The sequence below is a fragment of the Thermococcus gorgonarius genome (assembly GCF_002214385.1).
In the GTDB taxonomy this organism is placed as follows: domain Archaea; phylum Methanobacteriota_B; class Thermococci; order Thermococcales; family Thermococcaceae; genus Thermococcus; species Thermococcus gorgonarius.
Genome location: NZ_CP014855.1, coordinates 587,322 through 600,772 on the forward strand (window position 1 = coordinate 587,322; position 13,451 = coordinate 600,772).

The following is a 13,451-nucleotide window of genomic DNA, read 5'->3' on the forward strand; positions in this document are numbered from 1 at the left end:
TGGCGGGAGCTGGCCGTCACCGGGAGGTGAAGGAAATGGCAAGGATACACGCGAGAAAGAGGGGTAAGTCTGGATCAAAAAGGCCTCCAAGGACCGCTCCACCCGCCTGGGTTGAGTATACCGCGGAGGAAGTTGAAGGACTCGTTGTAAAGCTCAGGAAAGAGGGCTACAGCACTGCCATGATCGGAACGATCCTGAGGGATCAGTACGGAATCCCGAGCGTCAAGCTCATCACGGGTAAGAAGATAACCAAGATACTTGAGGAGAACGGTCTTGCCCCGGAAATCCCGGAGGATCTGATGTTCCTCATCAGGCGCGCAGTGAACCTGAGGAAGCACCTGGAGCAGCACCCGAAGGACAAGCACTCCATGAGGGGACTTCAGCTCATCGAGAGCAAGATCAGAAGGCTCGTCAAGTACTACAGAAGAACCGGAAAACTGCCGCCGAAGTGGCGCTACGATCCGGAGCAGGCCAAGCTCCTGGTCCGCTGATCCCTTTCCTTCTTCTTACCGGTGATGCCCCGTGGATAAGGGTGCCTTCTTAGAGCGGGCCAGGGAAGGGGCCGAACTGATAAAGATGCATATCGAGTTAGGTCACACGATAAGGCTGATCTCCCATCGCGACGCAGACGGCATCACTGCCGGTGCCATTCTTGCCAAGGCCGTGGCAAGGGAAGGTGGGGCCTTCCAGCTGAGCATCGTCAAGCAGGTCAGTGAAGACCTTCTCAAAAAGCTCGCGGGTGAGAACAGGGAGATATACGTTTTCAGTGACCTTGGCAGCGGCTCGATGGAGCTAATAGAGAAATACCTCGGCGACGCAACGGTTGTTGTGGCCGATCATCATCCACCCGAGAAGGAAAGCTTTTCAAACGACTCTCACCTCCTCGTCAACCCCGTTCCATTCGGTGCCAACAGCGTTCGAGATCTGAGCGGTTCAGGTGTTGCCTACTTCGTTGCCAGGGAGATGAACGATGCCAACAGGGATATGGCATACATAGCGATAGTTGGCGCAGTTGGTGACATGCAGGAAATAGACGGCCAGTTCCACGGCATGAACCTTGAAATCTTGGAGGACGGGAAGAAGCTCGGAATCCTGGAAGTCAGGAAAGAGCTGAGGTTGTTCGGAAGGGAGAGCAGGCCCCTCTACCAGATGCTTGCTTACTCAACTAACCCCGAGATCCCGGAAATAACTGGAGACGAAAGAAAAGCCATAGAATGGCTCCGCTCCCAGGGCTTCGACCCAGAAATGAGGTATTGGCAGCTCAGAGAAGAGGAGAAGAGAAAGCTCCACGATGCCCTGGTTCTTTACCTCATAAAGCACGGCGCCCCAAAGGAGACCATAGATAGGCTCATTGGAGACGTTGTGATAAGCCCACTCTATCCGGAAGGCGACCCCAGGCACGAGGCCAGGGAGTTTTCTACCCTCTTAAACGCCACTGGGAGACTCAACGAGGGGACTTTGGGAGTAGCTATCTGCCTTGGGGATGAGGATGCCTACAAGAGGGCAGTTAAAATGCTCGAAGACTACAAGAGAGAGCAGATTGAGGCAAGAAAGTTCATAATCCAGAACTGGAGCATGGTCAACGAAAGTGATCACGCCTACGTCTTCTACGCAGGAAAGAACATTAGGGACACACTCGTTGGGATAGCTGCCAACATGGCCATAAACGCCGGTCTTGCAGATCCAGAAAAACCAGTAGTTGTCTTGGCCGACAGCGATGAAGACGAGAACCTGGTGAAGGGCTCTGCCAGAACCACTGAGAAAGCCCTCGCCAAGGGCTACCACCTTGGCGAAGCCTTGAGAGAAGTCGCGGAGAAGCTTGGAGGAGAGGGTGGAGGTCATGCTATAGCCGCTGGGATTCGCTTCCCGAAGGGCAAAATCGATGAGTTCATCAGGCTCTTCAATGAGGCACTGGCAAGGCAGCTCAGGGGGGAGCAGGGTGAAGATCAGGGTTGAGGCCGAGATAGTCTGGCACTACGGTGATGCCAGAAAAGCTGAGGCAATCGCAAGGGCAGTTCAGGTGGACAACGAGGGCATACCAGAAAGCCTAAAGAAAAGTTTAAATTTGGAAACCCGATGGGATGATGGAACCGTCAGGACAAAGGTTAAATACTCGGGGGAGATTGATACACTCATCAAGGCGCTTGATGATCTTGTGTTTTCGGTCAAAATCGCCGAGGAAATGACTGAAAAGGTGTGAAGTGGAGGTGTTAAGATGGCGAAAGCTAATCCGAGAAGGGTCTCGGCTGCAAAGGACAAGTGGAAGCTTAAGGAGTGGTACGTGGTTTACGCTCCCGACTTCTTCGGGAGTAAGGAGATAGGCCTAACCCCTGCGGACGATCCGGAGAAGGTTATAGGCAGGGTCGTTGAGACCACGCTCAAGGACCTCACCGGGGACTTCACCAAGGGGCACGTCAAGCTCTACTTCCAGGTCTACGACGTCAAGGGCCAGAACGCCTACACCAAGTTCAAGGGCCACACGTTGGCCAGGAGCTACATTCGTTCACTCGTCAGGAGGAGGACTACCCGCGTTGATGGAATCTTCAACGTCACAACCAAGGACGGTTACAAGCTCCGCGTCATGGGCATGGTCATCGCCTATAGAAGGATTCAGACCAGCCAGGAGAGGGCCATAAGGAAGATAATCCAGGACATTATCTACAAGAAGGCCGAGGAGCTCAACTTCGCGGACTTTGTCCTCCAGTCTGTCAACGGTCAGATAGCGAGCGAGATAGCCAAGGAAGCCAGGAAGATATACCCGATTAAGCGCGCCGAGGTCAGGAAGATCAAGGTTCTCGCCGAGCCCGAGGCCTGATGGCCTCATCCAATGCTTTTTATTATCTCACCAAGCTTCTCTCTGCTTGTTCTCTTCCATAACCCTTAAATACTTCTGCCACAACATTTAGATGGAAATCTAAACGGAGGCGAAAGCCATGGTGAACCTCGAACTGCTTAAGAAAATCGTTGAAGCCCCCGGCGTTTCTGGATACGAGTTCCTGGGAATCAGGGACGTTGTAATAGAAGAACTGAAGGACTACGTTGACGAGATAAAGGTGGACAAGCTCGGAAACGTTATAGCTCACAAGAAGGGAAGCGGGCCAAAGGTTATGATAGCGGCCCACATGGACAAGATAGGCGTTATGGTGAACCACATAGACAAGGAGGGCTACCTCCACGTCGTTCCGGTTGGAGGCGTTGACCCAAGAACCCTCGTTGCCCAGAGAATTCGCTTCTTCACCGAGAAGGGCGAGCGCTTTGGTGTTGTCGGCCACATACCACCGCACCTCCAGAAGCCCGAGGACAGGAAGAAAGCGGCCGACTGGGACACCATCGTCGTTGACATTGGTGTTGACAGCAAGGAGGAAGCTGAAGAGCTTGGCTTCCGCGTTGGCACGGTAGGAGAGTTCGCCCCTGCCTTCGTCCAGCTCAACGAAAACCGCATAGCCACGCCCTATCTTGATGACCGCGTCTGTCTCTACGCCATGATTGAAACTGCCAAGGCCCTCGAGAACCACGAAGCCGATATCTACTTCGTTGCCAGCGTCCAGGAGGAGGTTGGCCTCAGGGGAGCCAGGGTTGCCAGCTACGCAATCGACCTCGAGATAGGCATTGCCATGGACGTAACCTTCGCCAAGCAGGTCGGCGACAAGGGTAAGATAGTGCCAAAGCTCGGCGGCGGGCCGGTTATGGACGTAGGGCCCAACATCAATCCAAAGCTCAGAGCCTTTGCCGATGAAGTTGCCAAGAAGTACGAGATACCGCTTCAGGTCGAGGCTTCTCCAAGGCCAACCGGAACGGACGCCAACATAATGCAGATCAACAGAGAGGGGGTTGCCACGGCCGTTCTCAGCATACCGATAAGGTACATGCACAGCCAGGTCGAGACAGCTGATTTGAGGGACATTGACCTCACGATAAAGCTTGCCAAGCACATCCTTGAGGAGCTCAGGCCGATGGATTTAACTCCCTGACTTTTCTTCCCCTCGAAAACTTTATTGGCTTCTCTCTCCAATCTTAGTTGATGCCGGTGATACTGATAGTCCCTATCGGTGAGGTTAAGAATACCATCCTGGAGACAGTGTCCAACTTCGTGGGGGTCTATTACTCTCGCTTTGGCCTTTCCACCAGGATACTCCCGGAGATCCCTGTGGAGCCCTTTTCCCGCGCCTTCAATCCAATAAGGGGGCAGTACCTCGGGCGGGTTTTTCTGCCGACCCTGGCAAGTCTCAGGAAGAAAGTTGGGGGAAAGGCAGTTCTTGGCATTACAGGGCTCGACCTCTACGAGGAGGGGTTAAACTTCATCTTTGGGTTAGCTAATCCATCACTTAAGGCGGCCATAATATCCCTCCACAGGTTAAGACCTGAATTCTATGGTGAGGAACCGGATGAAGAGCTTTTAAAGGAGAGGGCCATTAAGGAAGCCATGCATGAGCTCGGCCACGTCTTTGGGCTGGGGCACTGCCCAGATCCAAGGTGCGTTATGCACTTTTCCAACTCGATACTAGATACTGACCTTAAAAGTCCCCTCTACTGCTCCACCTGTGCGGAGAAGCTGTCCAAAAACCTGGAGGTGTTGGTGTGATAGAGGTGGAACTGAAGGGCTACGCCGACGAGAAAATCTTTGAAAGGGTCCGGGAAAAGTACAAGCTCCTGAGGAGGGAGTACCACGAGGACACGTACTTCCAGCATCCCTGTAGGGATTTCTCCAAAACCGACGAGGCACTCAGGATAAGGGTGAAGCGCTTTAACGGGCACTTTGAGGCCTTCATGACCTACAAGGGACCGAAGCTTGACAGGGAATCAAAGACCAGGAAGGAGATAGAGGTTGAGCTGACCGATCCGGACAAGTACGCTGAAATACTGGAACGTCTGGGCTTTGTTGAGGTGCTCACGATTACCAAGGTACGTGAAAAGTACTACGTTGAGAAGGGCGTCGTCATAGCTCTTGACGAAGTGGAAAACATCGGAAAGTTCATCGAGATCGAAACCCTTGTTGAGGATCAGGAGAAAATTGAGGAGGCTGTAGAGCACCTCAGGGCAATTCTGGAGGAGCTGGGTGTTAAACATTTTGAACGGAGGTCTTACCTTGAACTCTTGATGGAGCGATCCAAGAATGGGGATTCTTGACGATCTTTTCGGTTTAAGAGGGGGAGCTGAAAAATTAGATCTCGATAGGTTAGAAGTACCCTATACTGAAATCCGGTTAGCTCGGGTCAGTTTGAGGGAGCACTCTCCGAGCTTTTCAAGCTCGGGACTTTTTGGCAACTCTTTCGCGGAGGGCATAAGCTTGGCAGAAATTCTAATGGAATGATCACTTTCTCACCCTCATCATGGCCACTAGGCTGACCACGAACACGAGGACTGAGAATATCTCCAATCTGCCCACCCACATCAGGGTTATCAGGAGGACTTTAACGTCGCTGGGCAAAAGCGGAGAAGTTATCCCAACGCTCAGGCCCACGTTGCCTTGAGCCGATGCGGCTTCAAAAAATGCGTCCACCAGAGATACCTTAAGGCGAACCATCATATAGATGGTTCCGAAGAGAAGGAAGGCCAGGTATGTTATCACAAAGCCTGTGACCTCCTGGAGATCCTCGGCTGTGAAGACGTAGTTTTGAACCTTCCTTTTTATGACAGCACCCCTGGGAAGTATCGACTGCTGAATGGTCCACTTCAGGCTTTCGTACATCAGGGTGAAACGGATCAGCTTTATGCCGCCTGCTGTGCTTCCTGCGCCTCCTCCAATGACCATCAGCAGACCGAGTAAAAACTTGCCCAGTTCGGGGTACTTTGAGAGATCTGAGATACTGAAACCCGTACATGAAATTGCTGAAACAGCATGGAACACAGCCTGTCTAAGGGAATCGCCAATAGAATCACCATACTGAACGAGACCGTAGGCTATGAGCGATATTGCTGGAACGAGAAAGAGGAACATGTATCTGACCTGGACGTCGTCAAAAAACGGGCCTATGCGCTTTTCTTTAAACACCTTGTAGTGAACTGTGAAATTGACTGCACCCATGATCATCAAGAAGATCGTAATGGCCTCTATGCTCATGCTGTGGAAGTACCCTATGCTCGCATCGTGGCTGCTCATACCACCAGTTCCCAGGCCGGTCATTGCGTGGGTAATTGCATCGAAGAGCTCCATGCCGTTTACGTAGTACAGATAGGTGCCGATTAAGGTGAGAACCAAGTATATCTGGAATATAACCTTGGCTGTGTTGACCAGGTTGGGCAGAATTCTCTCGCTTCTGGCCTCTGCCCGATAAAGCCTGGCAGCGGCAACTCCGGGGCGGATCAAAATGGAGAGGGCAACGAGAACTATTCCTATCCCGCCAAGCCATTGCATCCATGCCCTCCAAAAGAGCAAAACGTGTGGGTAGCTCTCCAAGTTGCTCATCATCGTCAAACCAGTCCCAGTCCACGCGCTCATGCTCTCAAAGTATGAATCCACAAAGCTCATGTGGGCTATTTTAATGAAGGGAACAACGCTTACCAGTGATGCGAAGAGCCATATAAACGCGGCCGAGATCATCGCCTGTCTAAGGTTTACGTCCTCTATCCTCTCCTGTTGCCTGGAAAGCCATGCCCCCAGGATAATGTTGATAAAACCTGGAACAGCGAAGTAGGGGACGTACTTCACCTCCGATGGATAGAACCATGTGAGAAGGACCGGAAACAGGTAAGCTATGCCAACGCCCTCAAGTATCGCGCCTATCAGATTCTGAACGACGAAGAGATCTTCGGTTGAGTTAATGTACCTCCTGAATTCTAACATACGACACCGGAATAGAGCAGGTGGAGGAAAATAAAAGGTTTTCGAACAAAAAAGTTTAAGGGTTAGGGGATCCTAAAAAGGCTCGGTGTTAAGGATGGATGAGAGGGAAGCTCTGATCAAGGCGGGAGAAATAGCCAGGCAAGTCAAAAAGGAGGTTATGGATCTCGTTAAACCTGGGGCAAAGCTCTATGACATAGCGGAGTTTGTTGAAAAGAGGATTGTGGAGCTTGGGGGCAATCCAGCCTTTCCGTGCAATCTCTCAATAAACGCACAGGCGGCCCATTACACTCCATACAAGGGCGATGAAACCACGTTGAAAGAGGGAGACTACCTCAAGATAGACCTGGGGGTTCACATCGATGGATATATCGCCGATACCGCGGTGACCGTTAGGGTTGGTATGGAAGAAGACGAACTCATGGAAGCGGCAAGGGAAGCCCTTGAAAACGCTATAGCCACCGTTAGAGCGGGGGTAAAGATAAGGGAGATTGGAAAGGCCATCGAGGAGACGATACGGAGGAATGGTTTCAATCCTATAGTAAACCTAAGTGGCCATAAAATAGAGCGCTACAAGCTCCATGCTGGAGTAAGCATTCCAAACGTTTACAGGCAGAACGATACCTACGAACTCAAGGAGGGGGATGTAATAGCAATAGAGCCCTTTGCGACAACAGGAGCGGGGCAGGTGATAGAGGTTCCCCCGGCGCTGATATTTATGTACCTCCGCGACAGACCGGTCAGGAACGTCCACGCCCGGAGGCTTTTACTGAAGATCAAGAACGAGTACAAGACGCTGCCCTTTGCCTACCGCTGGCTTCAGGGCTTTCTGCCGGAGGGACAGCTGAAGCTGGCTTTATCTCAGCTTGAAAAGGCCGGTGCCATTTATGCCTATCCAATCCTCAGGGAAATAAGGGGCGGTATGGTTGCCCAGTTCGAGCACACGGTGATAGTTGAGAAGGACGGTGCTTACGTGACGACTTGAGCCTGAGTTTTGTCTTCTTCCCATTATCTGGTTTGATGCCTCTGTTCTGGTTGAGGGTGAAAATGCATTTAGTTTGATTGCATGCAACTTAAGAGAAGTGGGGAAGGAACAGACCTTGGGCTCGGCGATGGCGCCGGGGCAGGGATTTGAACCCTGGTGGGCGGACGCCCACGGGATCTCGAGTCCCGCGCCTTCCCAGGCTAGGCTACCCCGGCGCTTCCCATTGGTAGGGGCTTGATTGAGTTTATAAATTTTTAGTCTGAGTCTGTGGCCAGGCTCTGCTTAAAATTGTGCTGGTATAGTTAGTTTGTGGGAGACAATTTCGATTACAGATTCCTGATTTTTTGAACAGGATCATGTAAATCCGCCCGCGAAAAATTTATTAACCTATTTTTACTAAAACCTCGCGGATTGCAAAGGTTTAAATCCTTAGACGTCCTAAGAAAAAAATGAAAGGAGGTGACAGCATGGTCGGAATTCTGGTGCAGGAGGTTATGACAGACAGGTTCCAGAAGATAGACATCGACGCCCCGCTTTCTGAGGCGATAGGCATATTCGAGAAGGAGGACCCGGATCTGATTCTCGTGTTCGATGGGAACCTGTACAAGGGTGTTCTGACTCAGGATCTGATAATTAGATCCCACCTCAAATGGGATCCTACCAAGGCCAAGGTTAGGGATGTTTACAAGCCTGCCCCGGTTATTAAACCAGATGATGACCTCAGCAGGGCTGCAAAACTCATGCTTGAAGTTGATCTAAGGTCGCTTCCCGTTGGCGAATCAAAAGCCGAGATAATCGGTGTCGTAAACGATATGGCCGTTCTCGAAAGGGTTGCCCAAGAAAAGTTTGGAAAGGATAAGGTTGAAGACTACATGACAAAGGACGTTATAACCCTCACACCTGAGGACACCGTGGCAAAGGCTCTCGCTACGATGAGGGATCACGCTATCTCCAGGATACCCATAGTCAACGAGGAAGGCAAACTGGAAGGCCTGGTTACCCTTCACGATTTGATAATACGCTTTATCAAACCCCGCTTTAAGGCCCAGTACGGTGAAGTTGCCGGTGAGAAGATACCGCCCTTCAGCATGCCCCTGCGCGATGTGATGATAAAGGGCGTGATAACCATACTCCCCGATGCTACCGTTAGGGAAGCCGTTGCCACAATGAAGGACAACGACATCGACGGGCTGGTGGTCGTCAACGAGGACAACAAAGTTGTTGGAGTGCTCACCGTCAAGGACCTCCTCCTGCCCATATCAAAGATGACAGAAAAGGAGGCTCGCTTTTACCTCCAGCTCGGCGGTGACGCTTCAATTCTCAGCGACTTTACCAGGGAGAGGATAATCAGCGACATCAAAAGATTCGTTGACGGCTACGAGGATCTGCTTGGCCAGGAGGGCATAATATACCTCTACATCCGCAGGTTCAAGGAGAAGTTCAGAGGAGTTCACCTATATCAGGCAAGGATGAGGATAGTCACTGACAGAGGAGTCTTCGTGGCCACCGGTGAGACCTGGGGTGCCATTCAGGCCGTCCACGATGCTCTCCGTGCCATTGAGAGACAGCTCCTCCAGAAGGCTGAGCTTGAGAAGGACATAAGGTACGCCAAGAGGTTCCTTGAGAAGCTTGAGTTCTGACCTCTTTCTTTAACCTTTGCTAACTTTTGCGCGGATTGGAAAAAGAATTGAATCAAAGCTCCACGCCATAAAAAAGGAGGGCCAAATAGACTGCGTAGAGGGCAAGGAAATAAGCCCCAACGTACCTGTTTATCCCCCCTGTTTTTTTGAGAGAGGCTATCATCGGGATCATTGCGAAAAGAACCAGGGCTATTGTCAGCACTGAGGCTCCAGTCTGGAGGGGCCTTATGAGGGAAGCTATTCCGAGAACAACGAGGGCATTCATGATGTTTGCCCCTATTATGTTGCCGATGCTTATGCTCCCGCGCTCCCTTATGGCTCCATAGAGGGCGTTGGTCATCTCCGGGAGGGATGTCCCTATTGCCACTACCGTTGCTCCAACCACGAAGTCAGAGACGCCGAGAGCCTGGGCGATGTTCTTGCCACCAAAGACTACCATCTCGGCACCGCCCACGAGGAAGAGACCGAGAACGACGAGAAGAACGTAGTCGATAATTCCAACTCCTCCCATGGGCTCCCAGTCAACTCCACTCCTTACGTGTTTCCTCAACAGCCAGCGGAGGTACACTGCATAGGCGAGGAGAAGTAGAAATCCATCGAGCCTGCTCAACGTTCCGTCAATCGATAGAGCTATGAGAATGATTAACGAGGCAAGCATTATGAGGGAGTTCTCATAGGCGGAGGGGCCTGCTTTTAAAGGCTTAATCATGGAGGCAAGACCGAGAATCAGGGCGATGTTGGCGAATATGCTTCCGAGGGCGTTTCCAAGGGCTATCCCATTGACCCCCTGATAACTTGCCAAAGCACTGGTAGTTATCTCTGGCAACGTTGTTGAGAGGCTCACGAGAACGATGCTTATAACAAGTGGTGAGACACCTGCCCTTCTTGCCACCTCGATTATTTTATCCGACAGCTTATCCCCTGCGAGAACGAGAATTGCGAGTCCGGCCAGTATTGACAGCGACCAGATTGCAAACTCAATCATTTTCCTCACCAGAAGTGCGTCTAGAGGGTCCTTTTAAAAGGTTGTCCAGCAAACTTATTAAACTGGTGGCCTAATCACCCTCGGTGATAGACATGAAGCAGAGGAAAGGATTGCTCATAATTCTCGACGGCCTTGGCGACAGGCCGATCAAAGAGTTCGGCGGGAAGACGCCGCTCGAATACGCTAACACGCCGAACATGGATAAGCTTGCCAAGATGGGAATCCTTGGGCAACAAGACCCGATAAAGCCCGGACAACCGGCGGGAAGCGATACCGCTCACCTTAGCATTTTCGGCTACGACCCCTACAAAGTCTACCGTGGAAGGGGCTTCCTCGAGGCCCTTGGTGTTGGTCTCGACCTCAGCGAGGACGACTTAGCTTTCCGCGTCAACTTCGCCACCATCGAGAACGGCATCATAACCGACAGGCGCGCGGGCAGGATAAGCACCGAGGAGGCCCACGAGCTGGCGAAGGCCATTCAGGAGAACGTCAAGATACCGGTTGATTTCATCTTCGTCGGAGCAACTGGTCACAGGGCCGTACTCGTTCTCAAAGGCATGGCCAAAGGCTACCGCGTCGGCGAGAACGACCCCCACGAGGCCGGTAAGCCGCCTCACCCCTTCACCTGGGAGGATGATGAGAGTAAGAAAGTGGCGGAAATCCTTGAGGAGTTCGTTAGAAAGGCCCACGAGGTTATCGACAAACACCCGATAAACGAGAAGCGCAGGAAGGAAGGAAAGCCGGTTGCCAACTACCTCCTTATCAGGGGCGCTGGCACTTATCCGAACATCCCGATGAAGTTCACCGAGCAGTGGAAGGTCAAGGCGGGAGCGGTTATAGCGGTCTCGCTCGTTAAGGGTGTCGCGAGGGCGATAGGCTTCGACGTTTACACGCCAGAGGGGGCAACGGGTGAGTACAACACCGATGAGATGGTCAAGGCGAGGAAGGCAGTTGAACTGCTCAAAGAGTACGACTTCGTCTTCCTGCACTTCAAGCCGACCGACGCGGCCGGCCACGACAACAACCCCAAGCTCAAGGCGGAGATGATAGAGAAGGCTGACAGGATGATAGGCTACATCATGGACAACATCGACCTTGAAGATGTCGTCATAGCGATAACCGGCGACCACTCAACGCCATGCGAAGTGATGAACCACAGCGGCGACCCGGTTCCGCTTCTCATCGCTGGCGGCGGCGTTAGACCGGACCACACCGAGGCCTTTGGCGAGCGCGAGTGCATGCGCGGCGGCCTCGGAAGGATAAAGGGCCACGACATCGTTCCGATTATGATGGACCTGATGAACCGCTCGGAAAAGTTCGGGGCCTGAAGGCCCTATCTTCGTTCTTCATCTCCCTTTCAACTTCCTTCAGCGCCCTAACAGGCATTTCGTTGCTCTTGGTGAAGGCAAGACTCTATTGAGGTCTATGTCGGTGACGAAGATAACTTTGGCTCCCGCGTGCTTTGCCACGCGCGTGTTAGCTATGTCGTAATCTTTCAGGTTTATCTCCACCGGACTGCCGGCACCTTCGATCATGACGAGGTCGTGCCTCTCCTTCAGCTCGTCTAGAACCTTCATCGCCTTTCGGAACAGCTCCTCCTTCCGCGAGAGCATGTAGTCCTTGGCGGAGACGCTTCCGATAGGTTTTCTCATAAAGACGACCTGGCTTCTCATGTTCCCTCAGGCTTGAGCAGAATCGGATTGAACTTCACGCTCGGCCTCTTTCTGCAGGCTATTGCCTGGAGGTATTGGGCACGGCTTATCTCGCCGCCTTCGATGCTCGGGGCGGAGTTAAGGCTCATGTTCTGGCTCTTGAAGGGAACAACGTCGTAGCTGAGGTTCGAGAAGATTCTACAGAGTGCGGTAACTAGGAGAGACTTGCCGGCGCCTGATGATGTCCCCTGAACCATCAACGCTTTCCCCTCTTCCCACCGGGGAACGTTTGTCGAAGGCCATATAAACCCTTGGATAAAACCTCCAGCGGTGATTGGAATGGAGAGCCTCTTCCTGCTCGTTTTGGGGAACACCGAGATAAGCACCATCCCGGGAATAAGCGTCGCCGGGGCAACACCCGAACTCACGAAGCTCACCCCGGTCGCCGATGCCGAGTACCTCTTTCACGAGAAGCCCTTGACCATTGACGTGATTCCCGTAACGCCCGAGGGCCATCCGACTCCTGCCATAATCACAAAGGCCGCGAGGGAGCTGGCGAACTTTCCGGTTCTGGTTGTGAGGGGCGGGACTTACTTTGCTCCCCTTGTGCCCCACGTCCACATCAGCAACGCCGTCGGGAGGGACTTCAGGAAAGGACCGGCTTTGCCAGAGTTTGGGGAGATAATCAAACGCGCCAAACTTCTCGGAGAAGAGCTGAACAAGTCCCCAATCAGAGAGCTTGTCATAGGCGAATCAACGCCTGGAGGGACTACCACCGCCCAAGCGGTTCTCTGGGCGCTTGGTTATGATGCCAAAACTTCCTCGGCCTCGCCGGACAATCCACAGAGCCTCAAGGAGAGAGTAATTACCGAGGCCTTTCAGAGGGCGGGAATAGAAAAGGGCCAGCTGAGGGACAACCCGCTCGGGGCCTTGAGGCAGTTCGGCGACCCGATGATGGCGACTGTCTTTGGATTATCCCTCGGCTTCAGGAAGGAGATAGTTCTGGCCGGTGGGACGCAGATGCTCGCCGTTGCGGCCCTTCTGAAAGCCCTCGACGAAGACCTGAGCCGCTTCATGATAGCAACGACTAAGTGGGTGGTTAAAGACAGGAGCGCAACCTTCTTAGACACGGCGAAGGAGATAGGAATAATAACCTACGCAGCCGATTTAGACTTCTCGAAGAGCGAGTTCAAGGGATTGAGGGACTACGAGCGCGGTTACATCAAGGAAGGTGTCGGTGCTGGAGGGGCTACCTGGCTCGCGGTTAAGGCTGGATTCTCGCCGGAAGACGTGAGCAGGAAAGTGGAAGAGCTTTACAGAAGGCTGATGAACATGGCCAAGTGAACGGCTAACCCCGCGCATTCTTTTGTGTTTTTACAAATTCCAGCAGTTGACAAAATACGCTCAA

13 protein-coding genes, 1 tRNA gene and 1 pseudogene are annotated in these 13,451 nt (G+C 52.4%); 11 read left to right on the plus strand and 4 right to left on the minus strand.

Annotated features, from left to right (window positions below):
* Positions 1-35 precede the first annotated feature (35 nt).
* The 7 genes from A3K92_RS03330 (at position 36) to cyaB (ending at position 5,127) form a co-directional block, all read left to right on the plus strand.
* Positions 36-491: a 30S ribosomal protein S15 gene (locus A3K92_RS03330; RefSeq protein WP_088884912.1), complete on the plus strand. Its 456-nt coding sequence runs from the start codon at positions 36-38 to the stop codon at positions 489-491.
* Positions 492-522: 31 nt separating this feature from the next.
* Complete coding sequence (locus tag A3K92_RS03335; RefSeq protein WP_088884913.1) at positions 523-1,956, plus strand: DHHA1 domain-containing protein; 1,434 nt, start codon at positions 523-525, stop codon at positions 1,954-1,956.
* A complete protein-coding gene (locus tag A3K92_RS03340; RefSeq protein WP_088884914.1) occupies positions 1,940-2,200 on the plus strand; it encodes a KEOPS complex subunit Pcc1 in 261 nt (86 codons plus the stop codon). Before A3K92_RS03335 ends, A3K92_RS03340 begins: the two co-directional genes overlap by 17 nt.
* A 15-nt stretch (positions 2,201-2,215) precedes the next feature.
* A complete protein-coding gene (locus A3K92_RS03345; RefSeq protein ID WP_088884915.1) occupies positions 2,216-2,815 on the plus strand; it encodes a 30S ribosomal protein S3ae in 600 nt (199 codons plus the stop codon).
* A gap of 118 nt (positions 2,816-2,933) precedes the next feature.
* Positions 2,934-3,971, plus strand: a complete 1,038-nt coding sequence (locus tag A3K92_RS03350) for a lysyl aminopeptidase (RefSeq protein WP_088884916.1) — start codon at positions 2,934-2,936, stop codon at positions 3,969-3,971.
* 50 nt (positions 3,972-4,021) lie between these two features.
* Positions 4,022-4,582, plus strand: a complete 561-nt coding sequence (locus A3K92_RS03355) for an archaemetzincin family Zn-dependent metalloprotease (RefSeq protein WP_088884917.1) — start codon at positions 4,022-4,024, stop codon at positions 4,580-4,582.
* Positions 4,579-5,127, plus strand: a complete 549-nt coding sequence (gene cyaB, locus A3K92_RS03360; RefSeq protein WP_088884918.1) for a class IV adenylate cyclase — start codon at positions 4,579-4,581, stop codon at positions 5,125-5,127. Before A3K92_RS03355 ends, cyaB begins: the two co-directional genes overlap by 4 nt.
* A gap of 184 nt (positions 5,128-5,311) precedes the next feature.
* On the opposite strand, the gene A3K92_RS03370 is transcribed toward cyaB, so the two are convergent.
* The gene (locus tag A3K92_RS03370) at positions 5,312-6,784 is read right to left on the minus strand and encodes a TrkH family potassium uptake protein (RefSeq protein WP_088884920.1); all 1,473 of its coding nucleotides are present in this window, start codon (positions 6,782-6,784) and stop codon (positions 5,312-5,314) included.
* Positions 6,785-6,878: 94 nt separating this feature from the next.
* Between A3K92_RS03370 and map the strand changes: the two genes are divergently transcribed.
* A complete protein-coding gene (gene map / locus A3K92_RS03375) occupies positions 6,879-7,766 on the plus strand; it encodes a type II methionyl aminopeptidase (protein WP_088884921.1) in 888 nt (295 codons plus the stop codon).
* 128 nt (positions 7,767-7,894) lie between these two features.
* On the opposite strand, the gene A3K92_RS03380 is transcribed toward map, so the two are convergent.
* Positions 7,895-7,981, minus strand: a tRNA-Ser gene (locus A3K92_RS03380).
* A gap of 252 nt (positions 7,982-8,233) precedes the next feature.
* On the opposite strand from A3K92_RS03380, the gene A3K92_RS03385 reads away from it, so the two are divergent.
* A complete protein-coding gene (locus A3K92_RS03385; RefSeq protein ID WP_088884922.1) occupies positions 8,234-9,406 on the plus strand; it encodes a CBS domain-containing protein in 1,173 nt (390 codons plus the stop codon).
* 52 nt (positions 9,407-9,458) lie between these two features.
* On the opposite strand, the gene A3K92_RS03390 is transcribed toward A3K92_RS03385, so the two are convergent.
* A complete protein-coding gene (locus tag A3K92_RS03390) occupies positions 9,459-10,391 on the minus strand; it encodes a sodium:calcium antiporter (RefSeq protein ID WP_088884923.1) in 933 nt (310 codons plus the stop codon).
* Between the two features lie 92 nt (positions 10,392-10,483).
* Between A3K92_RS03390 and A3K92_RS03395 the strand changes: the two genes are divergently transcribed.
* Positions 10,484-11,719 (plus strand): 2,3-bisphosphoglycerate-independent phosphoglycerate mutase, encoded by a 1,236-nt coding sequence (locus tag A3K92_RS03395; RefSeq protein WP_088884924.1) that lies wholly within the window; start codon positions 10,484-10,486, stop codon positions 11,717-11,719.
* Between the two features lie 93 nt (positions 11,720-11,812).
* Here A3K92_RS03395 and A3K92_RS03400 read toward each other — a convergent pair.
* A pseudogene (locus A3K92_RS03400) lies at positions 11,813-12,300 on the minus strand (nucleotide-binding protein); the annotation flags it as partial.
* An 82-nt stretch (positions 12,301-12,382) separates the two neighbouring features.
* Between A3K92_RS03400 and cobT the strand changes: the two are divergent.
* The gene (gene cobT, locus A3K92_RS03405; protein WP_088884925.1) at positions 12,383-13,387 is read left to right on the plus strand and encodes a nicotinate mononucleotide-dependent phosphoribosyltransferase CobT; all 1,005 of its coding nucleotides are present in this window, start codon (positions 12,383-12,385) and stop codon (positions 13,385-13,387) included.
* Positions 13,388-13,451 lie beyond the last annotated feature (64 nt).

Coding starts and splice junctions, on each gene's coding strand:
- A3K92_RS03330 (WP_088884912.1), top strand. CDS start 36: ATGGCAAGGATACACGCGAGAAAGAGGGGTAAGTCTGGATCAAAAAGG.
- A3K92_RS03345 (WP_088884915.1), top strand. CDS start 2,216: ATGGCGAAAGCTAATCCGAGAAGGGTCTCGGCTGCAAAGGACAAGTGG.
- A3K92_RS03350 (WP_088884916.1), top strand. CDS start 2,934: ATGGTGAACCTCGAACTGCTTAAGAAAATCGTTGAAGCCCCCGGCGTT.
- A3K92_RS03355 (WP_088884917.1), top strand. CDS start 4,022: ATGCCGGTGATACTGATAGTCCCTATCGGTGAGGTTAAGAATACCATC.
- A3K92_RS03370 (WP_088884920.1), bottom strand. CDS start 6,784: ATGTTAGAATTCAGGAGGTACATTAACTCAACCGAAGATCTCTTCGTC.
- map (WP_088884921.1), top strand. CDS start 6,879: ATGGATGAGAGGGAAGCTCTGATCAAGGCGGGAGAAATAGCCAGGCAA.
- A3K92_RS03385 (WP_088884922.1), top strand. CDS start 8,234: ATGGTCGGAATTCTGGTGCAGGAGGTTATGACAGACAGGTTCCAGAAG.
- A3K92_RS03390 (WP_088884923.1), bottom strand. CDS start 10,391: ATGATTGAGTTTGCAATCTGGTCGCTGTCAATACTGGCCGGACTCGCA.
- A3K92_RS03395 (WP_088884924.1), top strand. CDS start 10,484: ATGAAGCAGAGGAAAGGATTGCTCATAATTCTCGACGGCCTTGGCGAC.
- cobT (WP_088884925.1), top strand. CDS start 12,383: ATGGAGAGCCTCTTCCTGCTCGTTTTGGGGAACACCGAGATAAGCACC.